27 protein-coding genes are annotated in these 26,973 nt (G+C 31.8%); 3 read left to right on the forward strand and 24 right to left on the reverse strand.

All coding sequences use genetic code 11. The annotated features are described in order from the left end of the window. Nucleotides 1-19: 19 nt before the first annotated feature. The 16 genes from ABXT39_RS06400 to ffh are packed head-to-tail and all read right to left on the reverse strand — an operon-like array spanning nucleotide 20 to nucleotide 15,928. Entirely contained in the window at nucleotides 20-793 is a 774-nt protein-coding gene (locus ABXT39_RS06400) for a succinate dehydrogenase iron-sulfur subunit (RefSeq protein ID WP_415294895.1), read from the reverse strand. Beyond that, nucleotides 793-2,565, reverse strand: a complete 1,773-nt coding sequence (gene sdhA, locus ABXT39_RS06405; RefSeq protein WP_415294896.1) for a succinate dehydrogenase flavoprotein subunit — start codon at nucleotides 2,563-2,565, stop codon at nucleotides 793-795. The genes ABXT39_RS06400 and sdhA overlap by 1 nt, the downstream gene beginning before the upstream one ends. After that, a complete protein-coding gene (gene sdhD, locus ABXT39_RS06410) occupies nucleotides 2,565-2,891 on the reverse strand; it encodes a succinate dehydrogenase, hydrophobic membrane anchor protein (RefSeq protein WP_415294897.1) in 327 nt (108 codons plus the stop codon). Before sdhD ends, sdhA begins: the two co-directional genes overlap by 1 nt. A gap of 1 nt (nucleotide 2,892) precedes the next feature. After that, the gene (gene sdhC / locus ABXT39_RS06415) at nucleotides 2,893-3,276 is read right to left on the reverse strand and encodes a succinate dehydrogenase, cytochrome b556 subunit (RefSeq protein ID WP_415278160.1); all 384 of its coding nucleotides are present in this window, start codon (nucleotides 3,274-3,276) and stop codon (nucleotides 2,893-2,895) included. Further along, nucleotides 3,266-4,273 carry an aspartate-semialdehyde dehydrogenase gene (locus ABXT39_RS06420; protein ID WP_415294898.1) on the reverse strand — a complete coding sequence of 336 codons (1,008 nt, stop codon included), beginning with the start codon at nucleotides 4,271-4,273 and terminating at the stop codon, nucleotides 3,266-3,268. Before ABXT39_RS06420 ends, sdhC begins: the two co-directional genes overlap by 11 nt. 20 nt (nucleotides 4,274-4,293) lie before the next feature. Next, nucleotides 4,294-5,403 (reverse strand): dimethylsulfoniopropionate demethylase, encoded by a 1,110-nt coding sequence (locus ABXT39_RS06425; RefSeq protein ID WP_415294899.1) that lies wholly within the window; start codon nucleotides 5,401-5,403, stop codon nucleotides 4,294-4,296. Then, complete coding sequence (locus tag ABXT39_RS06430; protein WP_415294900.1) at nucleotides 5,400-6,176, reverse strand: alpha/beta fold hydrolase; 777 nt, start codon at nucleotides 6,174-6,176, stop codon at nucleotides 5,400-5,402. The genes ABXT39_RS06425 and ABXT39_RS06430 overlap by 4 nt, the downstream gene beginning before the upstream one ends. Continuing rightward, nucleotides 6,173-7,801: a long-chain-fatty-acid--CoA ligase gene (locus ABXT39_RS06435; RefSeq protein WP_415294901.1), complete on the reverse strand. Its 1,629-nt coding sequence runs from the start codon at nucleotides 7,799-7,801 to the stop codon at nucleotides 6,173-6,175. Before ABXT39_RS06435 ends, ABXT39_RS06430 begins: the two co-directional genes overlap by 4 nt. 1 nt (nucleotide 7,802) lies before the next feature. Further along, the gene (locus ABXT39_RS06440) at nucleotides 7,803-9,566 is read right to left on the reverse strand and encodes an acyl-CoA dehydrogenase C-terminal domain-containing protein (protein ID WP_415294902.1); all 1,764 of its coding nucleotides are present in this window, start codon (nucleotides 9,564-9,566) and stop codon (nucleotides 7,803-7,805) included. Between the two features lie 26 nt (nucleotides 9,567-9,592). Next, nucleotides 9,593-10,699: a 3-isopropylmalate dehydrogenase gene (leuB, locus tag ABXT39_RS06445; protein ID WP_415294903.1), complete on the reverse strand. Its 1,107-nt coding sequence runs from the start codon at nucleotides 10,697-10,699 to the stop codon at nucleotides 9,593-9,595. Continuing rightward, the gene (leuD, locus tag ABXT39_RS06450; RefSeq protein ID WP_415278167.1) at nucleotides 10,686-11,297 is read right to left on the reverse strand and encodes a 3-isopropylmalate dehydratase small subunit; all 612 of its coding nucleotides are present in this window, start codon (nucleotides 11,295-11,297) and stop codon (nucleotides 10,686-10,688) included. Before leuD ends, leuB begins: the two co-directional genes overlap by 14 nt. Nucleotide 11,298: 1 nt before the next feature. Then, a complete protein-coding gene (leuC, locus tag ABXT39_RS06455; RefSeq protein WP_415294904.1) occupies nucleotides 11,299-12,702 on the reverse strand; it encodes a 3-isopropylmalate dehydratase large subunit in 1,404 nt (467 codons plus the stop codon). Between the two features lie 11 nt (nucleotides 12,703-12,713). After that, entirely contained in the window at nucleotides 12,714-13,229 is a 516-nt protein-coding gene (gene rplS, locus ABXT39_RS06460; RefSeq protein ID WP_415294905.1) for a 50S ribosomal protein L19, read from the reverse strand. Nucleotides 13,230-13,245: 16 nt separating this feature from the next. Beyond that, entirely contained in the window at nucleotides 13,246-13,932 is a 687-nt protein-coding gene (trmD, locus tag ABXT39_RS06465; RefSeq protein WP_415294906.1) for a tRNA (guanosine(37)-N1)-methyltransferase TrmD, read from the reverse strand. Nucleotides 13,933-13,940: 8 nt separating this feature from the next. Further along, on the reverse strand, nucleotides 13,941-14,555 hold the full coding sequence (gene rpsP, locus ABXT39_RS06470) for a 30S ribosomal protein S16 (protein ID WP_415294907.1): 615 nt from the start codon (nucleotides 14,553-14,555) through the stop codon (nucleotides 13,941-13,943). Nucleotides 14,556-14,569: 14 nt separating this feature from the next. Further along, nucleotides 14,570-15,928 (reverse strand): signal recognition particle protein, encoded by a 1,359-nt coding sequence (ffh, locus tag ABXT39_RS06475; protein WP_415294908.1) that lies wholly within the window; start codon nucleotides 15,926-15,928, stop codon nucleotides 14,570-14,572. 159 nt (nucleotides 15,929-16,087) lie between these two features. Here ffh and dapF point away from each other — a divergent pair, with 159 nt between their 5' ends. Both dapF and ftsY read left to right on the forward strand, forming a co-directional pair. Continuing rightward, the gene (gene dapF / locus ABXT39_RS06480; protein ID WP_415294909.1) at nucleotides 16,088-16,912 is read left to right on the forward strand and encodes a diaminopimelate epimerase; all 825 of its coding nucleotides are present in this window, start codon (nucleotides 16,088-16,090) and stop codon (nucleotides 16,910-16,912) included. Next, nucleotides 16,912-17,829: a signal recognition particle-docking protein FtsY gene (gene ftsY / locus ABXT39_RS06485; RefSeq protein WP_415294910.1), complete on the forward strand. Its 918-nt coding sequence runs from the start codon at nucleotides 16,912-16,914 to the stop codon at nucleotides 17,827-17,829. The genes dapF and ftsY overlap by 1 nt, the downstream gene beginning before the upstream one ends. Here the strand turns inward: ftsY and ABXT39_RS06490 are convergent. From ABXT39_RS06490 to ABXT39_RS06525, 8 genes are all read right to left on the reverse strand, one after another. Further along, the gene (locus ABXT39_RS06490; RefSeq protein WP_415294911.1) at nucleotides 17,822-18,385 is read right to left on the reverse strand and encodes a hypothetical protein; all 564 of its coding nucleotides are present in this window, start codon (nucleotides 18,383-18,385) and stop codon (nucleotides 17,822-17,824) included. The genes ftsY and ABXT39_RS06490 overlap by 8 nt on opposite strands. A 49-nt stretch (nucleotides 18,386-18,434) precedes the next feature. Then, a complete protein-coding gene (locus ABXT39_RS06495) occupies nucleotides 18,435-19,253 on the reverse strand; it encodes an alpha/beta hydrolase (RefSeq protein WP_415294912.1) in 819 nt (272 codons plus the stop codon). Beyond that, nucleotides 19,237-20,148, reverse strand: a complete 912-nt coding sequence (locus ABXT39_RS06500) for a DMT family transporter (protein WP_415294913.1) — start codon at nucleotides 20,146-20,148, stop codon at nucleotides 19,237-19,239. The genes ABXT39_RS06495 and ABXT39_RS06500 overlap by 17 nt, the downstream gene beginning before the upstream one ends. Nucleotides 20,149-20,330: 182 nt before the next feature. Then, nucleotides 20,331-21,668: an amidase gene (locus ABXT39_RS06505; protein WP_415295925.1), complete on the reverse strand. Its 1,338-nt coding sequence runs from the start codon at nucleotides 21,666-21,668 to the stop codon at nucleotides 20,331-20,333. 10 nt (nucleotides 21,669-21,678) lie between these two features. After that, complete coding sequence (locus ABXT39_RS06510) at nucleotides 21,679-23,040, reverse strand: TRAP transporter large permease (protein ID WP_415294914.1); 1,362 nt, start codon at nucleotides 23,038-23,040, stop codon at nucleotides 21,679-21,681. After that, nucleotides 23,030-23,614, reverse strand: coding sequence for a TRAP transporter small permease subunit (locus ABXT39_RS06515; RefSeq protein WP_415279175.1), 585 nt, complete (start codon nucleotides 23,612-23,614; stop codon nucleotides 23,030-23,032). Before ABXT39_RS06515 ends, ABXT39_RS06510 begins: the two co-directional genes overlap by 11 nt. A 93-nt stretch (nucleotides 23,615-23,707) precedes the next feature. Continuing rightward, the gene (locus ABXT39_RS06520; RefSeq protein WP_415294915.1) at nucleotides 23,708-24,868 is read right to left on the reverse strand and encodes a TRAP transporter substrate-binding protein; all 1,161 of its coding nucleotides are present in this window, start codon (nucleotides 24,866-24,868) and stop codon (nucleotides 23,708-23,710) included. Between the two features lie 169 nt (nucleotides 24,869-25,037). Next, nucleotides 25,038-25,865, reverse strand: coding sequence for a DUF4198 domain-containing protein (locus ABXT39_RS06525; RefSeq protein WP_415294916.1), 828 nt, complete (start codon nucleotides 25,863-25,865; stop codon nucleotides 25,038-25,040). Between ABXT39_RS06525 and ABXT39_RS06530 the strand changes: the two genes are divergently transcribed. After that, complete coding sequence (locus ABXT39_RS06530; RefSeq protein ID WP_415294917.1) at nucleotides 25,837-26,958, forward strand: HupE/UreJ family protein; 1,122 nt, start codon at nucleotides 25,837-25,839, stop codon at nucleotides 26,956-26,958. The two genes, ABXT39_RS06525 and ABXT39_RS06530, sit on opposite strands and share 29 nt — an antisense overlap. Nucleotides 26,959-26,973: the final 15 nt, after the last annotated feature.

The following is a 26,973-nucleotide window of genomic DNA, read 5'->3' on the forward strand; positions in this document are numbered from 1 at the left end:
GTGTTATTTAAAGGGGTAATTAGCTTGTTGCAAGCATTTTTTTCAATTCAGCTATGGCTTTTGCTGGATTTAATCCCTTAGGACAAGCATTGGTGCAATTCATAATAGTATGACATCTATACAACTTAAGTTCATCAGCTACTTTTTTTAATCTCTCTTTTCTTTCATCATCTCTACTATCTACTATCCACCTATAAGCTTGAAGCAAAACTGCAGGACCTAAAAATTTATCCTCATTCCACCAATAGCTTGGACAAGAAGTGGAGCAACATGCACACATGATACATTCGTATGCACCATCTAATTTTTTTCTATCTTTTTGAGATTGAATAATTTCTGTAGTTTCAACTTTTGTATTTGTTTTCAACCAAGGCTCAATTGATTCATATTGTTTATACAATCCACTTAAGTCCCCAATTAAATCTTTTTTAACTTTTAGGTGAGGTAGTGGATAAATATTTATATCTCCTTCAATTTCTGAATGAGGTTTTGTGCATGCTAAACCATTTTTCCCATCCATATTCATTGCACAAGATCCACAAACACCATGTGCACAAGATCTACGATAAGCCAATGATGGGTCAATTTCGTTTTTAATCTTATTTAAAATATCCAATACTTTTGAAGGGCAGTTATCCATATCAACTTCATAAGTATCCACTCTTGGGTTTTCTCCATTTGAGGGATCCCATCTATAAACACTTACTTTTCTGATATTTTTTGATCCAGTTTTATCTTGATAATAGTTACCTTTTTGAACCTCTGAATTTTTAGGTAAATTTATTTGAACCACTAGTAAACTCTTTCTTGTGGTGGAAAGTATTGAACTTCATTTGTTAAAGTTGATTTAGTAACTGGTCTATAACCAATTTTTGAATCTTTTCCATTGCACCAAGCAATAGTGTGTTGCATAAATTTTTCATCATCTCTTTTTGGGAAATCTTCTCTTGCATGTGCACCTCTGCTCTCTTGTCTATTATAAGCAGAATCCACTGTTGTAATTGCTTGTCTTATCAAATTATCAAACTCCAATGTTTCCACTAAATCGGTGTTAAAAATAAGTGACTTATCTTTTACAGAAATTGATTCCATTCCATCGTATGCTTTTCTAATATCATCAACACCCTCTTTAAGTGTTTTTTCTGTTCTAAAAACAGCACACTTTGATTGCATAGTTTTTTGCATTGAAAGTCTAAGTTCTGCAGTACTGTTTTCACCATTAGAGTTTCTTAATTTATCAAATCTTTCTAAGCATTTTTCTGTTTCAGTCTCTCCTATATCCTCGTGTGGAGTTCCTGGTTTTACAAGTTCTGCAGCTCTTCTAGCTGCGGCTCTTCCAAATACAACTAGGTCAATTAAAGAATTAGACCCCAATCTATTTGCTCCATGAACAGAAACACAGGCAGCCTCACCAATTGCCATTAATCCTGGAACTGTTTCAGAATCATTTCCTGTTAATACTTCAGCTTTATAGTTTGTTGGGATACCTCCCATATTGTAATGAACAGTGGGTACTACTGGTATTGGCTCTTTAGTTACATCAACATTTGCAAATAATCTTGCTGCTTCCGTTATTCCTGGAAGTCTACTTTCAATAATACTTTTGTCTAAATGACTTAAGTGTAAGTGAACATGATCCTGTTCTTTACCCACACCTCTTCCTTCATTAATCTCAATTGACATTGATCTACTTACTACATCTCTAGATGCTAAGTCTTTAGCTTTTGGTGCATAACGCTCCATAAATCTTTCACCTTTTGAATTAACTAAATAGCCACCTTCTCCTCTAACACCTTCAGAAATTAAAGTTCCATGTCCATAAATTCCTGTTGGGTGAAATTGTACAAATTCCATATCTTGTAATGGTAAACCTGCTCTTAAAACCATTGCATTTCCATCTCCAGTACAAGTGTGTGCTGAAGTTGCAGAATAATAAGCTTTTCCATAACCACCTGTTGCAATTATTGTACTATGAGCTCTAAATCTGTGAATTGTTCCATCATTTAAATTCCAAGCAATAAGACCTTTACATTCACCATCTTTCATTAATAAATCTAGAGCGAAGTATTCAATAAAAAATTCAGTGTTATGTTTTAAAGCTTGTCCATAAAGGGTATGAAGTATTGCATGTCCAGTTCTATCTGCGGCTGCGCATGTTCTTTGAACAATTCCATTACCATAATTTTTTGTCATTCCACCAAAAGGTCTTTGGTAAATTTTACCATCATCAGTTCTACTAAATGGAACTCCATATTTTTCTAATTCTATAACAGCTGCTGGAGCTTCTTTACAAAGATACTCGATGCTATCTTGGTCACCTAACCAGTCAGCCCCTTTGACAGTATCATACATATGCCAACGCCAATCATCTTCACCCATATTCCCTAAAGATGCAGAAATTCCTCCTTGAGCAGCAGAGGTATGACTTCTTGTTGGAAACACTTTTGAAATACAGGCTGTCTTTAAACCAGCTTCACTTAAACCAACAGCAGCTCTTAAGCCTGATCCTCCCGCACCAAGTACGATAACATCATATTCATGGTCTATTATTTTATATGAGCTCATTAGTTTAAATTAAATATTACAATTATTGTGATTAATGGAACTAGTATAGCAAAAATATTGAGTGCTTTGTTTGCGACATTTTTGATTTTTTTATCCTGTATATAGTCTTCAAATACCTCACTAATACTTAAAGCTGAAAAAAAATAGGCAAAAACTAACAACAAAGAAACTAAAATTTTAGATGGATGATTTGAAAAAAAATTAACAATATCAACATAATCTTTATTGAAAACTGAAACTAAATTTAAAATAAACCATGTCATTAATGGTATCAACACCACAGAGCTTGCTCTCATCAATAGCCATTTTTTAGTCACGTTATTCATACTAAATAAATTGCTTTCCAATTAAATAAATTAAAATTGTTAAAAAAAATGAACCAATGATCACGATTAATCCTGTTATCTTTGATACTTTTAATTCAAACCCATATCCTAGGTCCATAATTAAATGTCTTATTTCACTTAATATCTGGAAACTAAATGACCATGTTAAACCTAAAATTATGAATTTTCCTAAAATAGAATTTAAAAATACCTTAGTAAACTCATAACTATTTTCACCTAGTAGTAAGGATGCAATCCAAAAACAAATTATTGTTATGGCAGCTATATTTATTATTCCTGTAATTCTATGTGAAATAGATACTAAAGAAGATATGTGCCATCTGTAGATCTGAATATGTGGTGATAAAGGATTATTATTTTCCATTAAGATTATTTTTAATTAAAGTTTCTGCAATTTCAACAGCATTCAATGCCGCTCCTCTAAGTAAATTATCAGAAACAATCCATAGGTTTAATGAATTCTTGTTAGTTTTATCTTCTCTTATTCTTGAAATATAAGTTTCGTCTCTACCTTCTGCTTCAATTGGAGTACTATATCCTCCATCTTCTCTTTTATCATAAACTTTACAGCCCTCTGCTTTACTAAGAGTGTCTCTAACTTTTTCTAAAGAAAATGATTTTTCAAATTGAATATTTACTGACTCCGCATGAGAAACCATAACTGGAACTCTTACACATGTTGCTGTTAATTCTATTTTGTCACCAAGAATTTTTTTAGTTTCATTGGTCATTTTTAATTCTTCTTTAGTGTAACCATCATCTGCAAAAACATCGATGTGAGGAATGGCATTAAAAGCAATTTGTTTAGTAAAATTTCTAGGTTTAATTTGTTTATTTTCTAGGGATGATTTAGTTTGTTCTATTAGTTCATCCATAGGGTCTTTGCCACCACCTGAAACAGACTGATATGTCGAAACAACTATTCGTACAATATTGAATAAGTCATGTAACGGTTTAAGAGCAATTACTAACTGAGCTGTTGAGCAATTAGGGTTAGCAATTATATTTTTTTTCATATTCTTAATTGCTTCTGGATTTACCTGTGGAACAATTAATGGCACATCAGGATCCATTCTAAAAAAACTAGAATTATCTATAACTATTGAGTGCTTTGCTGCTTTTAAAGCATATTGTTCTGAAATTTTTCCACCTGCTGCAAAGAAAGTAATTTTAATTTTTGAAAAATCAAATGTTTCAAGGTTAAAGACCTCATGTTCTTTGCCACTAAAATTTATTTTTTGACCAGCACTTCTTGGTGAAGCAACTAAAAATAGTTCCTTTATAGGAAGTTTTTTTCTCTCTAGAACTTCGAGAATTTTTCTTCCAACATTACCTGTGGCTCCTACAATTGCTATATTCATGATGTTATTAGGCTTTTATACTAGATGAAGGGTAAATCGCAAACTTTTCCACGAAAAGTGTTGTCATTTATTTGAATTTTAAAGGTTTGAGATACTTCCCAGTAGGACTTCTGGATCATTGCTATTCCAATAACCATTTGAAAATGAGGTGAATAACAAGCCGATCTTAATTCACCAATTATATTATTTTTCTCATCATATAAATTTTTTGATCCTGTTAGACTAATTTCTTTTATATCAATTTTAATACCCATTAACTTCTTTTGGGCTCCTATTGATTTAACTTCTTTTAATTTATCTTTTCCTAAAAAATTTATATCACTATCCAAACTAACATATTGATCAAAACCACATTCAAATGGATTATCACTGTTATCAAAATCATTTCCATAAGATAGTAACGCACTCTCAATTCTCTCTATTAAGTTTGGACACCCAGGTCCTACATTAAATTCTTTTCCAACTTCAAAAAGATAGTCATATAATTTTTGTCCCGACTCTGTATTTTGAACATAAACTTCATATCCACCTTGCTTAGACCATCCTGACCTTGCTATAAGATGTTTTGTCCCTTCAAAATCAAAATAATCAAATCCAAAGAATTTTAGTTCAGTAATTTTTTTTCCAAAAACTTTTTCCATTAATGCAAATGATTTCGGACCCTGTATTGCCATTATATCCACCACTGGTTCTATAATTTTAACATCAAATTTATGTCCAGATGCTAAACCTTTGGCAAAAAAGATTACATCTGAGTCTGCTATTGATAGCCACCATCTATTTTCATCCAGCTTTAGAACAACTGGATCATTAACTAAATTTCCATTTTCATCTATTATTGGACAATAATAACATCTCCCAATTTTAGATTTTGATAAATCTCTACATGTCATCAATTGTACTAATTCTGCAGAGTCTTTTCCTGATATTTCTACTTGTCTTTCTGCAGCAACATCCCATACTTGAACATGCTCTTTTAAATGTTTGTAACTATCCTCTATTGATCCAAATGCAGCAGGTAACAACATATGATTATAAATTGTGTATGCTGTAACCCCTTGTTTCTCTATTCTTGCAGTATAAGGAGTACTTCTTAATCTTCTAGATTTTGCTATTAAAAAGTTTTTCATTTTTTTAAAAATTCAGAGATCTTTTCTCTCATTTCAAAAGCTTTTTCAAACATAATCATGTGTCCACAATCCTTAATTATATGAGTTTTTGAATTAGGAATAAGTTCAGCAAATTTCTTGCCTTTTTCAAGGTTAGCCATCTTATCTAGTTCACCAAAAATAAATAATGTGGGACACTTGATTGATTTTAAAGCCTCAGATCCGTTTTTATAATTATTACAAGCTATAAGATCAATGGCTAAAACCTTCCTAATATCTCTTGGAGAATTAATAATTTTTTCTACAGGATTACCTCCAATAAACTTTTTAGAGTTTTCATAGCTCCATTTCATCATTAATTTAACTGCTTTATCATCTCCACTCTCAGCAAGATCTATTAAATCTTGATTAACGGGCATTCTATAAGAACCACCAACAAATATTAAATTTTTAACTCTTTTTGAATATCTTGAATAATATTCCAATGCTTCCAAACACCCTTGGGAATGACCTATTATTGTTAATTCAGAAACATTAAGTTCTTTAAAAACTTTTTCTAACCAATCTGAAATTTCTTCTATCGATTTTAAACAATCACCCTCAGAATTTCCATGACCGGGTAAATCAATTGCTAAAACATTATAATTTTGATTTGATAAATACTGCTCTGTTAAAGACCAAACAATATGTGAGAGACCACTTCCATGAAGTAAAACTATTGTGACTTTTTCTTTATCAATACCTTGACCTGAATCTGATACAAAGACATTCTTATTATCTACCTGAAAAATCAACTTAATTCCTTAACCTTTTTTCTTAGTTCAAATTTTTGGATTTTTCCTGTTGAAGTTTTTGGTAAGTCACAAAAAATAACACTTTTAGGGATTTTGAATCCTGCCAATGTTTCTCTACAAAAATCTATTATTTCTTTTTCACTTGCTGGCTTATCTTTAATTAATTCAACAAAAGCACAAGGTGTTTCTCCCCATTTTTCATCTGGCTTAGCAACTACAGCTGCTAAAGAAACTGAAGGGTGTTTTGCAATTGCATTTTCAATTTCTATTGAAGAAATATTTTCTCCTCCAGAAATAATAATATCTTTAGATCTATCTTGAATTTTAATATATCCGTCAGGATGAGTCACGGCTAAATCTCCTGAATGAAACCATCCACCTGACATTGATCTATCTGTTGCTTCTTTATCTTTATAATAACCCTTCATTACAATGTTTCCTCTAATCATAATTTCACCCATAGTTTTTCCATCTTTGGGCACTGGTTTCATTGTTTCTGGATCCATTACAATAGCACCCTCTGTGTTTGGGTACCTTACGCCTTGCCTTGCTTTGATTTCATTCTTTTTGTCTTTTTCTAATGAATTCCAATCTTCGTTCCATGCGCACTGTAACATATGACCATAAGTTTCTGTTAATCCATAAACATGCATCACTTCAAAGCCAAGATTTTCCATTTTTTCAAAGATGATACTTGGTGGTGGTGCTCCTGCAGTTAAAACATTTACTTTTCTTTTTAAGGTTTTTTGATCTTCTTTTGGAGCATTAACAATCATATTTAATACTATTGGGGCTCCACCGAAATGAGTTACTTCATATTTATCAATTAATTCAAACATCTTTTTTATATCAATGTTTCTTAAACAAATTACTCTTGCATGTAACATTGCTAGTGTCCAAGGATAGCACCAGCCATTACAATGGAACATTGGCACAACACATAAAAAATTTAGCTTGTTAGGCATATTCCAAGCTGTGGCACTACCGGTTGACATCAAATATGAGCCTCTGTGATGATAAACTACTCCTTTTGGGCTTCCAGTAGTTCCAGACGTGTAACTTAATGAAATCGCTTCCCATTCATCTTTTGGTTTTTTCCATTCGTAATTTTCATCACCTGTATTTAAAAAACTTTCATATTCAAGTTCTCCTATTTTTTTAAAAGAACTTGTATCTATGTCTTGGTCGTCAATATCAATAATTGTAATTTTATTTTTAACATTCTTTAAAGCCTTCTCAATTACATCATAAAATTGTCTATCTACAATTAAAACCTTTGCATCACTATGCTGTAAAATATAACTTACTGTATTAGGATCTAGTCTTGTATTGATTGCATTAATTACTGCTCCTACCATTGGTATTGAATAATGGGCTTCAAAAATTTCTGGTGTATTGAAAGCCATTATAGAAACCGTATCTCCAGTTTTCACCCCCAATTTATCTAGTGCACTAGCAAACTTAACACATCTTTTATAAACCTTTCCCCAGGTGTACGACCTACTTTCATAAACTAAGGCTTCATAATTTGGATATATATCTTTAGTTCTTTCTAAAAATGTTAAAGGGGAAAGAGGAACAAAATTAGCCTCATTTTTATCTAAATTTGTATCGTAATGACTCATATTAACTGAATTTAAAATTCATTATATAGTCACTTCCTGATGTAGCAGTTTTAAAGTGACTTTCGGCTCTTGGTAAAACTCTTTTAAAATAAAAATTTGCAGTTTGTATTTTATCCTCATAAAAGTCTTTGTTTTGTTCATAATCTTTAAAGCTTACCTCTAGAACTTTTATCCACGCATGTGCTATAGACACAAAGCCCAATGCTTTTAAGTAGTCATTACATGCTGCACTTGCATCGTCTTTTGAGTTTTGAACTTTTTCTTTAATCCAGCCAGTAAAAGAAGATAAAATTTCTAGGTGTGTTTTTAATTCTTTTATGAAAGGTTTTAATTTTTCATTTTCAGTACTGCAATCATTCTTGATCATCTCTAAATACTTATTAATTATATCACCATTTTTATTTACCAATTTTCTAAAAACCAAATCTGCTGCTTGAATTGAATTTGTTCCTTCATAAATTGGGGTGATTCTATTATCTCTATATAATTGTTCTATTCCTTGGTCTTTTGTGTACCCATAACCGCCATGAACCTGCATAGCCTCACTTGTTATTTCCATTCCCATATCACTAAACATCGTTTTAACCACTGGTGTCATTAACGACACAATATCTGATGCTTCCTGCTTTATTTTTTCGTCTGGATGATAAAGACTAACTTCTGTTTGTTGAGATAACCAAAAACATAAAGCTCTTTCACCTTCAATAATAGATTTCATATTAAGCAAAGATTTTCTAATATCAGCATGTTCAATTATAAAATCTGCTCCATTAGTTGATTTTGTATTATTTGTTTTTCCTTGTTTCCTTTCTTTCGCGTAACTTAAAGAATTTTGATAGGCAATTTCAGAAATTCCTAAGCCCTGAATTCCTACAACAATTCTCTCTAAATTCATCATGGTAAACATTGCATTTAACCCTTTATTCTTTAATCCAATCATATAACCAGTTGCATCATCAAAGTTTAATACACATGTAGCAGAACCTTTAATTCCCATTTTACTTTCTATAGACCCTGTAGAAACTCCATTTCTTGCCCCAATAGATCCATCATCATTTACCACAAACTTAGGTACTAAAAATAAACTTATTCCTTTTGTTCCCGCTGGAGAATCAGCTACTCTTGCAATAACTAAATGGATAATATTCTCTGTTAAGTCTTGATCACCCGAAGTAATGAAAATTTTCTGCCCACTTAACTTAAAAGTTCCGTCAGATTGCTCAATAGCTTTAGTTTTTAAAAGTCCCAAATCAGTTCCACATACTGGTTCGGTAAGACACATCGTACCACTCCATTTTCCTTCAACCATTTTTGGAAGGTATTTTTCTTTTATTTCATCTGTAGCATGATGAGAAATACAATTATATGCACCAATACTTAACTCACTATAAAGTTTAAATGACAAACTTGCAGATGATAACATTTCGTCAAAAAAAGCACTTACAGTTTTTGGCATTCCTTGTCCTCCATATTTTGGATCACAAGAAAGTGAAGTCCAACCATCTTCTATATATTTAGAATAAGCTTCTTTATAGCCAGGCGGCGTTCTAACCACACCATTCTCTAGAACTGTTGGGTTCTCATCACCTGATTTTGCTAATGGTAATATTAAGTTTTGGTTAATCTTAGCTGCTTCTTCTAAAATATCTTTTACTAATTCTGAATTAACTTCTTTATACTTTTCAAGATCATTATAATTTTTATTATTTCTTAATTTATCAAAAAGAAACATCATGTCTTCCACTGGTGCAGTATAATTTGGCATTCCAGAACTTTAGAATAATTATTTAATTATTGCAATTTTGAAATTATCGCATCACCCATAGCTGATGTTGATACTTCTTTTTTTCCCTCAGAAAGGATATCTTTTGTTCTAAGACCATCATTTAAGATATCTTGCACAGCTTTTTCTAAAGCATCAGCTTCACTATCTAAATCTAATGAATATCTTAATGCCATTGCAAAACTTAGAATTGATGCAATTGGGTTTGCAACACCTTTGCCAGCTATATCTGGTGCAGATCCATGAATTGGCTCATACATTGCTCTCATTTCCCCATCTTTATTCTTTGCTCCAAGCGAAGCAGATGGTAGTAGACCTAAAGACCCAGTTAACATTGAGGCTTGATCTGAAAGCATATCTCCAAATAAATTATCAGTAACAATTACATCAAATTGCTTTGGGTTTTTTAATAATTGCATTGCACAATTGTCAGCAAGCATATGACTTAATTCTACATCTTTATATTCTTTGTCGTGTAGCTCTTGGACTTCTTCTTTCCAAAGTTGTCCAGCTTCCATTACATTCGACTTCTCACAAGAGGTGACCTTATTTGATCTCTTTCTTGCTAGATCAAAAGCTACTTTTGCTACTCTAACTATTTCGCTAGTTGTATATGAGTGGGTATTAATCCCTTTTCTTTCACCATTTTCTATTGGCTTAATTCCTCTTGGCTCACCAAAATAAATTCCACCTGTTAATTCTCTAACTATCATAATGTCTAATCCAGATACAATTTCTGGTTTTAGGGTTGAGGCATCAACTAATTGCTCAAAACAAATTGCAGGTCTTAAATTTGCAAATAATTTTAATTCTTTTCTTAATTTCAATAAGGCTCTTTCTGGTTTTTTTGAAAAATCTAAGTTATCCCATTTTGGTCCACCAACTGCACCCAGCATAACAAATTCACTTTCTAAAGCTTTGTAAAAAACTTCATCCGTAATTGGTGTTCCATGTTTATCATAAGAACAACCGCCAGCTAAATCTTGATCAATTTCAAAATCTAGAGATTTATTTGAATTCAACCATAAAATAACTTTTTTAACTTCTTGAATAACCTCAGGTCCAATGCCATCCCCAGGTAGAAGTAAAATTTTTCTTTTTTTAATTTTTATCATTAAATATCCATGGTTTACTATTTTTTAAGTTTTCTTCAAAGGTTGTGATTTTTTCTTTTTTGGCTAATGACAGCGCAATATCATCAAGCCCTTCTAATAAACATTTTTTCTTAAAAGGATCAATGTCAAACTTGATTTCACTATTTCCAAAAATTATCTTTTCTTCATTTAGGTCTATTGAAATTTCTTCTTTTCTTTTTGAATATTCTGATAATTCTTTTATTTTTTCTTCTGGTAAAGTAATTGGTAAAATTCCATTTTTGAAACAGTTACTGTAAAAAATATCAGCATAACTAGAGCTTATCACGCATGTAATTCCAAAATCTAAAAGTGCCCATGGCGCATGCTCTCTTGATGAACCACAGCCAAAGTTTTTTCCTGCAATTAATATTTTTGATTGATTGTGAGGTTCTTGATTTAAAATAAAATCTTTTATTTCATTTCCATTATCATCATACCTCATTTCAAAAAATAAGTTTTTTCCTAACCCTGTTCTTTTAATTGTTTTAAGAAATTGTTTTGGAATAATCATATCTGTATCAATATTTACTATTGGTAAATATACCGGGATACTTGTAAGTGAGTTGAATTTTTGCATTTTAGTTTTGATACTTTCTAACATCATCTAAGTTTCCAGAAATTGCAGCTGCTGCTGCCATTCCAGGACTGACTAAATGTGTTCTTCCACCTCTACCCTGTCTTCCTTCAAAATTTCTGTTTGAAGTTGAGGCACATCTTTCTCCTTGTTTTAATTTATCTGCATTCATTGCAAGGCACATCGAACAACCGGGCTCTCTCCATTCAAAACCTGAGGCTATAAATATTTTATCTAGGCCTTCCTGCTCTGCCTGCTCTTTAACTAAGCCTGAGCCTGGAACAACCATTGCATGAACATGAGATGCTTTCTTTTTATCTTTTAATATTTTCGCAGCTTCCCTTAAATCTTCAATTCTTCCATTCGTACAACTTCCTATAAAAACCTTATCAATCTTAATGTCTGTAGCTAGTGTGTCGGCCTCTAAACCCATGTAATTTAATGACCTTTCTAAAGAGTTCCTTTTGTCTTCATCTTGTTCATTTTTTGGATTTGGAACTTTGCCATCTATAGTGATTACATCTTGTGGAGAAGTTCCCCAGGTAATCATAGGTAGAATGTCTTCTGCTACTAAATCTATTTCTTTATCAAATTTAGCTCCATCATCAGTTTTTAAACTTTCCCAATATTTCATAGCCTTATCCCAATTTTCATTTTTTGGAGACATCGGTTTACCTTTTAAATATTCAAATATTTTTTCATCTGGAGCAATTAGTCCTGCTCTTGCTCCTCCCTCAATAGTCATATTACAAATTGTCATTCGTTGTTCTACACTTAAAGATGAAATTAGACTGCCGGCATACTCAATAACCGACCCTGTTCCTCCTGCAGTTCCAATGTTTCCTATAATTTGTAAAATTACATCTTTAGAGGTAACACCAATTGGAAGTTTTCCATTAACATTAATTCTAAAATTCTTTGCTTTTTTTTGAACCAATGTTTGTGTTGCTAAGACATGTTCCACTTCGGAAGTACCAATTCCAAATGCCAAAGCACCAAATGCACCATGTGTTGCTGTGTGACTGTCTCCACAAACAATTACTGTTCCAGGCTGTGTAAAACCTTGTTCTGGACCAATGATATGAACAATTCCTTGTCTCTTGTCATTCATTCCTAAATACTGAACTCCAAATTCTTTACAATTACTTTCTAAGGTATCTACTTGAATTTTAGATTCCACATCTGCTATTCCTTTAGATCTATCGGTAGTTGGAACATTATGATCCGCAACTGCTAGCGTTAAACCAGGTTGTCTAACTTTTCTATTAGAATTTCTTAATCCTTCAAAAGCTTGTGGACTTGTAACTTCATGTACTAAATGCCGATCAACGAATAATAATGCCGTGCCATCATCTTGCTGATCTACTAAGTGATCGTTCCAAATTTTATCGTAAATAGTTAAAGGCATTGAAAAAAAAATTATTTTTTTTCTTCTGATTTTTCTGTTTTAGGTTCTACTTGAACTTCTGGTTGTTTTTCAGGTTCTGCTTGAACCTCCGCTTGTTTTTCTGCTACTGGTGCTAAAGTTTCTTCAGTTACCGTTTCTGGTTTAACATCAACTTCTATACCAATTTTTTTTCTAATCCTTTCAGCAATTCTAGCTGATTTACCAGTTCTATCTCTTAAGTAATATAATTTTGCTCTTCTAACTTTTCCATGTCTAATAACAGTAATTGATTCAATTACTGTTCCATATAGTGGGAATGTTCTCTCAACACCTTCACCAAATGATATTTTTCTAACTGTAAACGAAGAGTTTAAATCTCTATTTTTTCTAGCAATACACACACCTTCAAAATATTGAATTCTATCTTTTTTACCTTCTGTAATTCTAACACCAACTTTTACTATATCGCCTGGAAAAAAATCTGGAATTTTCTTCTCAGCTAGTATTTTTTTAACGTTATGTTGGTTTATTTCTTCAATTGTTTTCATAGTAGTATTTATTAGGTTAGTTTTTCTTATATTTTTTCCACAAATCTGGTCTTCGGACGCGTGTTATAGCTTCTGATTGTGATAAACGCCAGTCTTTAATTTTGTTGTGATCTCCTGATAATAACACTTCTGGAACACTTTTTTCCTCCCAAATTTGAGGTTTTGTGTATTGGGGGTACTCCAAAAGCCCGTTCTCAAAACTCTCATCAGTCTTTGAATGTTCATTTCCCAAGACACCTGGAAGTAACCTAAGAACACTATCCAACACAACAAATGCTGCGGTTTCACCTCCAGATAAAATAAAATCTCCTATGCTAAGTTCTTCTATATTTCTTGTAGATAATAATCTTTCATCAACACCTTCAAAATGACCACAAATTAAACTAATGGATTTTTCTTTAGATAGTTCTAGTGCCAATTTCTGATCAAGCTTTTTTCCTTTTGGTGATAAATAAAAAATTCTTTCACCTTCTTTTTTATTTTCATCAAGAGATTTTGCTAAGATGTCAGCTTTCAATAACATTCCAGATCCACCTCCAAAAGGAGTATCGTCTACTGTTTTGTGTTTATCCTCGGCGGCCTCTCTAATATTTACAACTTTTAAGTCCCAAATTTTATTTGTTAAAGCTTTTCCATATAGCCCTTTATTTAAAGGGCCAGGAAAAAAATCAGGATAGAGTGTGAATATCTGAGCTTGCCACATGAATCCAACTATTTAGCTTCTGCTTTAAGAGCTTCTTCCTTTGGAGCTTCTGCTACTGGAGCTGCTTCTTCTGCTTTAGGAGCTTCTTCCTTTGGAGCTTCTGCTACTGGAGCTGCTTCTTCTGCTTTAGGAGCTTCTTCCTTTGGAGCTGCTTCTGCTTTAGGAGCTTCTGCTGCTTTAGGAGCTTCTTCCTTTGGAGCTTCTGCTACTGGAGCTGCTTCTTCTGCTTTAGGAGCTTCTTCCTTTGGAGCTGCTTCTGCTTTAGGAGCTTCTGCTGCTTTAGGAGCTTCTGCTGCTGGGGCTGCTTCGTCTCCTTCTTTTTTTCTTTCTTTTTTAGGAATAGCTTTATTTGGATTACTACCGTTTGCAGGCATTGCTATAATACCATTTTCACCTAAAATTCTTGCAACTCTAGTAGTTGGTTGAGCACCTTGACCTAACCAATATTTAATTCTTTCTGCTTCTAGTCCTACTCTTTCTTTTTTATCTTTTGGTAAAAGAGGATTAAAGAATCCTACCTTCTCAATAAATCTTCCATCTCTTGCACGACGACTGTCGGCTATAACTACTTTGTATACTGGTCTTTTCTTTGTTCCACCTCTTGATAGTCTTATTTTTATCATTTTTTTTCCTTTTTTTATTTAAGTTGATTTAGTAGTTCTGGAGGTATTCCTTTATCAGACATACCCTTCAGGTTTCCTTTTGACATCTTCTTCATCATTTCAGACATCATTTTAAATTGCTTAAGCAATTTATTGATAGTGGCCGCATCTGTTCCAGAACCATTAGCAATTCTTTTTTTTCTAGAACCATCAATGATTTTAGGATTTCCTCTTTCTTTTTTTGTCATAGATAAAATGATTGCTTCATTTTTAGTAATAACGCTTTCATCAATTCCCGAAGCATCCATTTGTGATTTCATTTTAGAAACACCTGGCATAAACGACATAATTCCTTCTATGCCTCCCATTTTTTTCATTTGTCTAAGCTGTGTTAAATAATCTTCCATAGAGAATTGTCCTTTTTTTAAATTCTCTTCTGCTTTTTTTATATTCTCTTCACCAAGATCTTCTGCAGCTTTTTCGACAAGAGAAACGATGTCTCCCATACCTAATATTCTATTAGCTATTCTATCTGGATAAAAAACTTCTAAATTTTCTATTTTTTCTCCTACCCCTAAAAACTTAATTGGCACTTGAGAAACATATTTCATACTAAGGGCCGCACCACCTCTTGCATCACCATCAGCTCTTGTTAAAACAATACCTGTCAAATTTACAGTATTCTTAAATTCTTTTGCCACTTCTGCAGCAACCTGTCCTGTTAAAGAATCTGCAACTAAAAATACTTCCGTTGGGTTAATTATGCTTTCTATTTGTTTAATCTCACTCATCATCTGAAGGTCTATTTGTGTTCTGCCTGCTGTATCAAATAATATAATCTCTGCACCATTTAGGTTTGCAGCACTAACTGCTCTTCTACAAATATCTGCTGGTAGCTGCCCTTCAATAATAGGTAATGTTAAAATATCATTTTGCTCTCCTAACGATCTTAGTTGTTCTTGTGCAGCTGGCCTATACACATCAAGACTGACCATCATTATTTTTTTCTTTTTATTTTTTTCTAAATATTTAGCTAATTTTGCTGTTGTTGTAGTTTTACCAGAACCTTGAAGACCTACCAGCATCATTGGAACTGGCGGAACTGCATTTAAATTAATATCTGTGTTACTTTCACCTAAAAGGCTTACTAGTTCATCATAAACAATTTTAACAACCATATCTCCTGGAGAGGTTGATCGAATTATTTCTTGACCCATAACCTTTGGCTTAACTTTTTCTATAAAATCTTTAGTTACATCTAGAGACACATCGGCTTCTAATAAAGCCTGTCTAATACTTCTTAGACCTTCATCTACTTGATTCTCATCAAGTGAAGCTGATTTTTTTAAAGAAGAAAAAATTTCTTCGAATTTATTTGTTAAGTTTTCAAACATATTTATTACGCACAGCAGTTTCGCACTAGTGGGCGAATATCGCTGACTAGTGTTGATCTCTTTGTCTCCAAAGACACCACAAATTTAACGTTTTTGTGGAAACGAGGACAACCTATAATAGAGGTTCAAAAAGTCAATAAATAAGTTAAATATCTACATATGGATATTAAAGCATTTAGAATGGATGGTTTGGGCAATGATTTTGTAATTATCGATCAAAGAAGCCAGGATTTCAATTTAGATAAAGATCAAATAATTAAAGTATGTGATCGTAGTTTCATTGGATGTGATCAACTCATTCTAATTAAAAAAAATAAAGAAATAGATGCAGATTTAGAATTCTATAATTCAGATGGAAGTGCATCTGGTGCTTGTGGAAATGGCACTAGATGTGTGGCAGATCTTCTATCAAAAGAAAGTGGTAAAAAAGAAATAACGCTCTTAACAGCTTCTGGCTCTTTAAAATCAAAAATTTTAGGAAATAATTTAGTTGAGACTGAAATAGGTGTGCCAAAAGTTAATTGGCAAGAGATTCCTTTAAGTAAGCAGCTAGATACACAAGACTTAAAAATTGAAATTATGGACAGAAATAACACCAAACATATTGGTGGAACAGCTATAAATGTAGGCAATCCCCACATAATTTTTTTTGTAGAAGATATTGAAGCATTTGACTTACAAACTATTGGTCCAAAAATTGAAAATCATCCACTATTTCCAGAAAAATGTAATGTGACCTTGGCAAAAGTTATGAATAAAAATTTAATAAAAGTAAAAGTTTGGGAAAGAGGAGCTGGACTTACCAAGGCTTGTGGTACTGCAGCGTGTGCAACTGCTGTTGCAGCTAATATTAATAATCTGGTAGAAAAAACTACAGATATAGAATTTGCATTAGGTAATTTAACAATTTCTATTGATGAAAGAAATAGCATCCATATGAAAGGACCCGTGTCTGATATCAAAAATATTGACATTAAATTATAATGGGAATTTTTGATAAATTTAAAATTGGTTTTAAAAAAAGTGCTTCTGCATTTACGTCTGGTTTAAGAGATATAATTGTAAAAAAAGAAATAGATGACAAAACATTAGATCAAATTGAAGATTATTTAATTCAATCAGATGTTGGTCTTGTTGCAGCTGAAGAAATTAAAAAAATTATTGCTCAAGAAAAAATTGACCCAAAAAAAGATATTATGAATGAGGTAAATTTAATTCTTAAAAACTATATAATCACTTTAATGAAACCTTTGGAAAATGAGAATTTTTTTAATAAAAAAGAAAAGCTCAACGCAGTCCTAGTATCAGGAGTTAATGGGGTTGGAAAAACAACAACTATTGGAAAAGTTGGTAAAATTTTAAAATCTAATGGTAACAAAGTTATGTTTTCTGCCTGCGATACGTTTAGAGCAGCTGCTATAGAACAATTAGAAAGCTGGGCTAATAAAATTGATGTACAAATTACAAAATCTACTCAAGGGTCAGACCCCGCATCAGTCGCCTACAAAGCAATTGAGGAAGCATTAAAGAGTGATTTTAGTCATGTTTTAATTGATACAGCAGGGAGATTGCAAAATAAAAAAAATTTAATGGAAGAATACAAAAAAATTGCCCATGTGACTAAAAAAATAGATCCAGATGCTCCTCACGATGTAATCCTAGTGCTTGACGCAACCTCTGGCCAAAATGTTATCAGTCAAGTGGAAGAGTTTAATAAAATTATACCTCTTACTGGTTTGATAATGACAAAATTAGATAGCACTGCAAAAGGAGGAATTTTATTAGCACTTGCTAAAAAATATAAGCTTCCAATAATTGCTCTTGGACTTGGTGAAAAAGAAGATGATTTACAAATCTTTAATGCAGAAAAATTTGCTGAAGCATTTACTCAAATTAATTAATTAGATTATTAGAAATTAAAGGTTTGTAGTAGCTACATTTATAATTTTCTTTAAGGTTTGAATGCCCACAATTTTTTGCTATTGATGAAATTATAAAATCAAACTTACCATTTGATGGGTATGAGTTTAATTTTTTATTAGCAATATCAAATTTAAAATTTTTTCTTATATTTTTAATTGCACTAATCATGACTAAAGTATTGTTGTCTTTTAACAAATAATAAGCAAAGTCTTCTGGGAAAACTGGATAGTCATAACCTTCTAAGAGGTGTTTTGCCTGTGAAGGAAACCATTCATATGAAATTAATGGTGATGAAATTTTTGTTTTATAATTATAGATATATAAATCCTGAGGAAAATCTGTAACATAATTATAATCCTCACCTCTTGCTAAAATAGCTTTATCTCTAGTTTTAAAAAAAAGAGCAAAATTTTTATTATGAGAGTTCATTTGACCTATATGAAAAAGTGTATTTGCTGAAGATTCTATATTTTCTGCAATTACAGAACTTGAAATAAAGATTAAGTAAAATGATGTTATAATGAATTTTTTCACTATCTATTTATAGAAATGAAATTTGTAAATTATTTGGTCAGATTGTGGCTTAATTTAAACTCTTTAAATATTCCTTCAAAACTAGAATCATTTTTTCATTATATTCCATCATGTGATTATCTTTTTCAGAAAAATAAGAATATTTTGGCTCATTAGCAAGCTTGTACATCCTTTTACCCATCCAAAATGGCACTATTTTATCTTCTTCTCCATGCATAATCAGAATTGGGGACTTAAGATTTTTAATTTTTTTATCACTTTCGTATTTATCTTTAAGTAAAAATCTAATTGGAAAATATGGATACACATTTTTTGCTGCGTCAACCATAGATGTAAATGGAGATTCTAGTATAACGCCTGCAAATTTATGGTTTTGAGCAACATGAGTTGCAATCCCAGTACCTAAAGACTCACCATACAGAATAATGTCATTATCTTTAAGGCCTTTTCTTTTTAACCAATTAATTGCACTTTCACCATCTTCATATAGACCTTTTTCTGATGGTTTGCCTAAGTTTCCACTAAATCCTCTCCAAGAAATTATTAGAAAATTTATATTCATGTCTTTAAAATGATTAATTTTATGTATTCTATTTTCTAATGTTCCTGCATTACCATGGAAGAAAACTAAAGTTTTAAAATTGCTAAGATCTTTTTCATGAAACCATCCAAGTAATTCAAAATTATCACTCGTCTTAATTTTTACTTTTTCTATTTTAACTTTTAATTCGTCACCAAAGTAATTATTTTCTTTTGGGTCGTATAATAAGTTTCGTTGAAATATAAATATAATAAAAAGTAAAGAAAAGTATGCTATCAGTATAATTAAAATTATTTTCAATAAATACTCTTTAATTTTTTTTTTCATATTTACTTTTTTTTTTAACTAAATAAACTCCACCAAAAACTAAGATAGTTCCTAAATAATGATAATACTCTAACTGCTCATTAAAAAATAAATAACCATAAATAGCACTGTAGACGGTAAATATATATAAAGTGAAACCAGTAATTGATGCTCCAAGACTTTTCTGGGCCATTGTATATAACGTAAAAGCTATAATTCCTGGTGAGATAGCTGCAAATAAAACCCACATAAAAAAGTCTGAATTAAAAACAGTTCTTACAAAGAAAGTCTCTTCTATTAAATAAAATGGAAGCAAACTCACTACACCGAAAAAAGCAATCAAAGTAAATCTATCAAAAATTTTTAAATTAGTTTTCCAGTAAAATAAGTAAATAGAGTAGAGAGCCCACCCGATAGAAGAAGCTAGCATCCATAAATCACCAATTGTAAATTTAAGGCTAATTAGCAGAGATAAATCACCTTTAATAATGATAGCAAAAACACCTATTAAACAAGAAGCCAGACCAACAATTCTAAGAAAATTTATTTTTTCTTTAAAAAAGATGCAGGAGATTAGAATTATAAATATTGGAGATGATGAATAAATAATTCCCATATTAGTAACAGTCGTCGTTTGTCCTGCTAAAAATGGAAAAGCTCCACAAACACCGCAGCCCATTGATCCAATAAAAAATATTCTTTTGTATTCTTTTTTTACAAATTTAAAATTTTTTTTTAATGAGATAAAAGTAAAAGGGAGCAACATTAAGAAGACAGCTGCCCACCTCCAAAAAGCTAAAGAAATTGGTGGTACATACTCAACTCCTCCTCTTGCAACTATCAAATTGCTAGCCATAAAAATTGGTTGGATAAATAATAATAGAAAAGGTAAATAATTATTTTTAGAATTATTCACTATAAGTAGAAAATTAGTTTTTGTCGAAAAAGGCTTCGTAGACCATCATAAAAATTGCAATAGCCATCAAAATAAATACTGGCAACACATCCCAAAAACCTATCATTGATGATCTTGTCAATGTGGTTGCTAAACCGATAAGAAAAATTGCTGCAAGGAAAGTACCTAGAAATTTTGTTATATTATTTAGCATATTTTTTACAATTTTTTTCTAACCAATTGGCTACACCTAGAAATCTTAAATCATCTAGCTTGTCTCCAATTAACTGAACTCCTAATGGTAAATTATTAGCACCTGTAAGTAAAGGTAATGAAATAGAAGGTAAACCCATATAAGTCCAGGTAGTACAAAATTCTGGGCTACCTGTACTCTTTAAACCCTTAGGTGCAACCCCAGTTGTGGATGGGCTTAACACACCATGATAGTCCTCAAACACTTCTTTAAAGGATTCATAACTTCTTTTCATAAAGTCCATTGCTTCAACATAATCTTTTGCTGAGTATTTTAAACCTCTTTCGATGGCGCCAACCATTTCTTTAGAAAGTTTTTTCTTAGATTTTTTGTAGTAACCTTGGAAATTATTAGCCATATCTGTTTCATGAATTATTTTATGGTATTTTGGAATATCATCAAAATATGAAGGTGTATCAAATACTTCAATATTTTTTTTGAATGTTTTTATAAAAAACTCAAAAGACTTTTGGGATTCTTTATCTACATTTTTCCAATTTTTAGTTTTGTAAAAAATAAATTTTGGTTCGTATAATGGTCCTTTTTTACAAACTTTTAGCATTTCATCAGATGAATAATGAATAGTTGAACTATCATATAAATCTTTTTTAATTAATGATTTTGTTAATAAGGCAACATCTTCAACAGTTTTTCCAAAAACACCTATGTGATCTAACTTGTCTGACTGTTTTAAAACTCCACTTCGAGAGATTAGTCCATAAGATGGTTTATACCCAACAACCCCACAATAAGAAGCAGGTCTAATAATTGATCCATTAGTTTGTGATCCAATTGATAGTGGTGCCATATGAGCTGCAACTGCAGCTGCAGAACCACTTGAAGATCCACCAGGTGTTCTTGAATTATCGTGTGGGTTAGTAGTTTTGCCTGGGTGAAAATATGCAAGTTCTGTAGTTACAGTTTTTCCCATAACTATTGCTCCTGCAATTTTAAGTAAATTGACAACTTCAGAGTCTTGAGAACTTGGCATTTTTTTTCTTAATGGAGTTCCACATTCAGTAGGCATTTCAAAAGTACCTATTATATCCTTAACTGCAATGGGTAGGCCGTGTAAAGAACCTAGAGGCTTTCCTGATTTTCTGTATTCATCCGCTTCTTCTGCTTTTTCTAAAAGTTTTTTTTTATCAAAATATTCCCAAGCATTGATATCTTTTTCAAATTTTTCAATTCTTTCAATATATTGTGTACAAACCTCTACAGAGGAAATTTGACCTGTTTTTAAGTGTTCTACTAACTTATTAGTTGTAAGAGAAAATATGTTCATAATTTTAAATTACTTAGTTTGCAAATAATGTTTCTGGTAGCCATAAAGCAATACCTGGAAACATATACATAAGGAACATTGCAAATATTACTATGGCCAAGAATGGCATAATTCCTGCAAATATTTCCATCAGCTCAACATTGTTTTTTTGTACACCTTTTAAATAATAGGCAGACATGGCCATGGGTGGTGTCAAAAAAGATGTTTGTAAATTCAAAGCAATCAACATTGCAAAGAAATATGGATTAACATCAAATACCTCAAGTAACGGTAAAAATATTGGTACAAATATAATTAAGATTTCAGTCCATTCTAACGGCCATCCTAAAAGAAAAATTATTATTTGTGTAATAATTAAGAATTGCCAAGTTGTTATTTCTATTGATTTGAAAAAATGCTCAAAAATTTCATGACCACCCAAATAAGAAAAGACTGAAGAGAAAGTCCATGAACCAATAAATAACCACATAATCATTGCTGTGGTTTTTGCTGTTAGAAAGACAGATTCTTTAAAACTTTGCCACTTAAGAGTTTTGTAAAACCAGGATAAGAGTATTGCTCCAAATGCTCCTGCTGCTGCTGCCTCTGCTGGTGTTGCTATACCTGCCAGAATTGTTCCAAGTACCAGCATTATTAAGCCAAAAAGCGGGACAAAAGAAACTAGTACTTCTTTTAAAATCTCTGCTCTTGGTGGAATGTCCGCTGCATCTGGCTTGGGTGCAATTGATGGATTTATCCAAGCTCTGATTACAACATAAGCTATATATAAACTTGCAAGTAAAAGTCCTGGGAAAATTGCTGCAGCAAATAATCTTAAAGGTGATAATTGCGCAATCACTGAATATACAATTAACATAATACTTGGTGGTATTAAAATACCCAGACATCCCCCAGCACAAATTACTCCTGATGCAAATTTTTTATCATATCCCGCTTTAACCATTGCGGGCCAAGCAAGTAAGCCCATTAAGGTTACAACAGCACCAATAATTCCAGTTGCTGTAGAAAATAAAGTACAAGTTATTAATGCAGCTACTGCCATTGAAGCTGGTAATCTATGAGCTGCAAGTCTTATTGCGAAAAATAATTTTGATACAATTCCAGCTCTTTCAACTAAATACCCCATAAATAAAAAGAGAGGGACTGCAGTGAGGACATTATTATCCATAACTGTGTAAGTATTTTTTACAAATAATGAAAATATTCTATTATCAAAAATATGATCCATTAAAACAGGATCATAATAAGCATAATATCCAAAGCCTATTCCCATTGCCATTAGAGTAAATGCAATTGGAAACCCTAATAGTACTGCAAATAAAAATATCCCCATCATGAAGATAGCTACTTCCGGATTTGTTAAACTAAATAACATCTTTTTGATCCTCATCCTGAGCTGTTCTCATTAAAATTTGTTCTGTTTCTTCTGCAACAACCATTCTTGCAGGCCAATGTCCCGTTTGAATACAAATGATTGATCTAAATACTTCAGCAACTCCTTGTATGGTTAAGAATACTCCTGCTGCTGGTATCAAAGATTTTGCCATATAAATATTGATCTGTGCTGGGCTACTCCAGCTAGTTTCTTTTATCTTCCAAGCAAGTGCCGCATATTCAAATCCATAAAATGCTAAAGCTATTACGCCAGGAAAAAAGAAAATAAAATAAAGTATTAAATCAATCCAACCTTGTGTTCTTGGTTTGAATAATCTGTAAATCACATCTCCTCTGACATGAGATTCCGTTGCCAAACAATAAGCTCCTGACATCATCAATATTGCACCATACATCTGCATACTAAAGTCAAAATTCCAAAGTGTTGGTTTGTTAAATATATATGCCATTGTTACTTCATAGCAAGTTCCACCCATTAAAATGACAATACACCAAGAAAAAGCTTTACCTATTGAAGTGCTTAATGTGTCAGCAAATTTTATGTAAGCTCTCATCATGATTTGAATAGAATACCTTAATTTTTTAAAAACTGTACTATAAAAAAAGGGGAGCCAAAACTCCCCTCTTTTAAATTATTTAAAAGCTAATTAAATTTTAACTTTTCCAATTGGACCAAACTCATTTTCATAAGCTAGTTTGTAATTAGGCTGATTCATCAGCAAGTACTTCATTACTTTCTTAGCGTATGCTTTTTGAGAATCGATAACCTTCTTGAAGAATGCATCTTTTGCAGAGAACTCTCCAACAATTTTATCCCAACCTTTTAACTGCTCAGCTAAAATAGCATCAGACGTTTGGTAAACATTAACCTTATGCTCGTTCATCAACATAGCTAAACTGTCAGAATATCTAACAAGTGCTTTGAAGTAGTTATCTGTATTCGCAGCATATGCAGCGTTTTTTAAGATAGCTTGATGAGCGGGTGAAAGGCTTTTTAGTCTCTTCGTGTTCATAGGAATTTCAAACATCTCTTGAGATTGGTGAAAACTTCCTAAGTGATAGTGTTTAGAGACATCTTGCATTCCAAACTGTGAGTCTGATGTTGGGTTGTTAAACTCAGCAGCATCAATCAAACCAGTTTTCATTGCTGGTTGGATTTCACCACCTGGTAATTGTCTTACGACCATTCCCATAGCAGTTAAAACGTTAGTCGCTAGACCAACTGTTCTATACTTCATACCTTTAACATCAGATACTTTAGTTACATTCTTTTTGAACCAACCGAAAGGTTGTGCTGGCATAGGCATATGAAAGAATCCAGTGTAGTTATATCCAACACTAGCTACTGCTTCTTCATATAATTTTCTTCCACCACCACGTTCCATCCATCCCATAACTTCTTGAGATGACATTCCGTATGAAGGACCAGTTCCAAAAAGTGAAGCTGCAGCGTTTTTACCATACCAATATGCTGTCACCCAGTGACCCATATCAACTATTCCATCACTTACCGCTGCTCCAATTTCTGAAGTTTTAACGATTGAATTAACAGGTTGAAGATCAATCTTAAGTGATCCACCAGACATGTCACTAACCATGTTACAGTAGTCTTGCGCCATTTCAAAAAAGATGTTTGCGCCTGAAGGCCAAGCAGCTTGCATCTTTAATACAGTAGCGTGAGACCCTGCAGTTGCAATATTAGGCATTGCTACAGCTGTTGCTGCTGCTGCACCAGTAACTGCTGCCGCTTTAAAGAACTTACGTCTTGAAGGTGTTGTAGCCTTCAAAGATTTTTTATCTTTAATCATTTTTTCTCTCCCTTATTATATTATTTAATTAACTATTCTTATATTACCCACAGTTAGTTGTAGGTGTCTACGGAATAGTTAGCCCCAAGTTGTGCCAAATAGACCTATTTGTATATAAGATTTAGCTAAGGACAAAGATACACACAACCAAAAAGTGTATTAAAATATCTTATTTTTTTATTACTAGGCTTGCCCATAGACTAAACCAATCTGATTTGAATTTAAATTTTTGGAAATAATTTGCTTTATTTAGCTTAACGGCACTTAATAAATAAGTTCTATTTTCAATAGTTCTTATTTTTCCCACTCCATTTGAATTGGTTTTGATCTTTTCTTTATAAGTATTATTTTCATCTTTACTAAAAATAGTAATTTGCCAGTTTCCTAATGGCTTATTTTTTTCAAAAAGTTGAAATTCAAAAAAACTATTCTTAAGTCCGTAAGGTGTGCTCAAGGCAATAATTTCAAAATCTAATTTTGATTTTTGAATAAAAAAACCTTTATTTCCATCAGTAATTAATACTTTTGCAAACCTTCTATAATTTTCTGTAGGAATTTTATTTCTATCAAACTTATCTATAGTGCTTTGAAGGCCCTGTTCTTTTACAAAATCTTCAAACTTTTCAACAGAGTCATACTTTAAGAATTCATTATTAGTTTCATAGTTTAAAACATGAAATCCTTGCTCTGAAATTAACATTTGAATTGCTGGAAAATCTCCATCTCTCTGTGATAATTGTGTTACTTTATTTCTATTTTCTAAATATAGGCTTTTTTTATTTGGACTATAAAACCCAAAAGGAGAACCCATAAAATCTTGACCAATATTAATATTAGTTTTAAATAATTCCTTGTTATTAAAATTAAAATTAATTGGTTCAAGCCATAGCTCATGAGCATACACTTTAATTTTTAAAAAAATTACTAAAAATATGATTACAAATAAATATAGAACCTGCTTTAATAAATTGATATTTTTTAAGATATTTATATTCATACTATTCTTTATTAAATCATCTTATGCTCACGAACTGCGTCCAGCAATTGCAAATCTTAATATTTATGAGGAAGATAATATCACAAACGCAAATCTATCAATCCAATTAAATTTAGAAGCTATTATTGCAGGCATAGAAACAAAACATTCTAATACAAAAAATTCTGAAAAATCTGAAGAATATAAGGATTTAAGAAGAATGAACCCAGCAGTTTTACTGCATCAATTTAACACTAAGATCAAAAATTTTAATAATAAAATTAATCTAACATCCAATATTTCAAATTTAAACTTAACCTTGATAAGCGTAGTCATACCAGAAGTGGGTAATACTGACATAATTAGAGACACTATTGTTACTTTTGATATTCAAAATATTAAAGAAGAACGATTTAAATTTTATTGGGATAAAAATTTAGGATCAATTATTTTACGTATTAATTCAATTCATAATGAACCTCTCTATACTGAAATGATTGAGGGGGGTAAACAATCTAAATGGTTTAGTATAAAGAATAAAATAGAGGTGGGACTTTTTCAAAATGTTAAAGAATATACCTTGCTAGGATTTAAGCACATTATACCAAAAGGTTTGGATCACATTTTATTTGTACTAGCGTTATTTCTTTTATCTCCAAAACTGAGGCCTTTAGTTTTACAAGTTTCAATTTTTACTTTAGCCCACACAATTACTTTGTTCTTGGGTGCACTAAAAATAATAACAATTCCAGCAATTATTGTTGAACCAATCATTGCTCTATCTATTTGCTTTATAGCAATTGAAAATTTGTTTACTGAAAGTATAAGAAGAACAAGACCCTATATAATTTTTATTTTTGGTCTACTTCATGGTTTGGGTTTTGCAGGAGTTTTGAATGAAATTGGAATTTCAACAAACCTATTTATTTCAAGTTTAATTTCTTTTAATGTTGGAGTTGAGCTTGGTCAAATCAGTATAATTATTTTGTCATATATTTTAATTGCACTATTATTCCAAAAAAAATTATGGTACCGAAATAGAGTTACTAAACCAATTTCAATGATTATTGCATCTATTGGCTTTTATTGGTTTATTCAAAGATTATTTTCCTAATATTTAACTGGAAAA

It is taken from the genome of Candidatus Pelagibacter sp. Uisw_113, from assembly GCF_047717815.1.
Taxonomy (GTDB): domain Bacteria; phylum Pseudomonadota; class Alphaproteobacteria; order Pelagibacterales; family Pelagibacteraceae; genus Pelagibacter.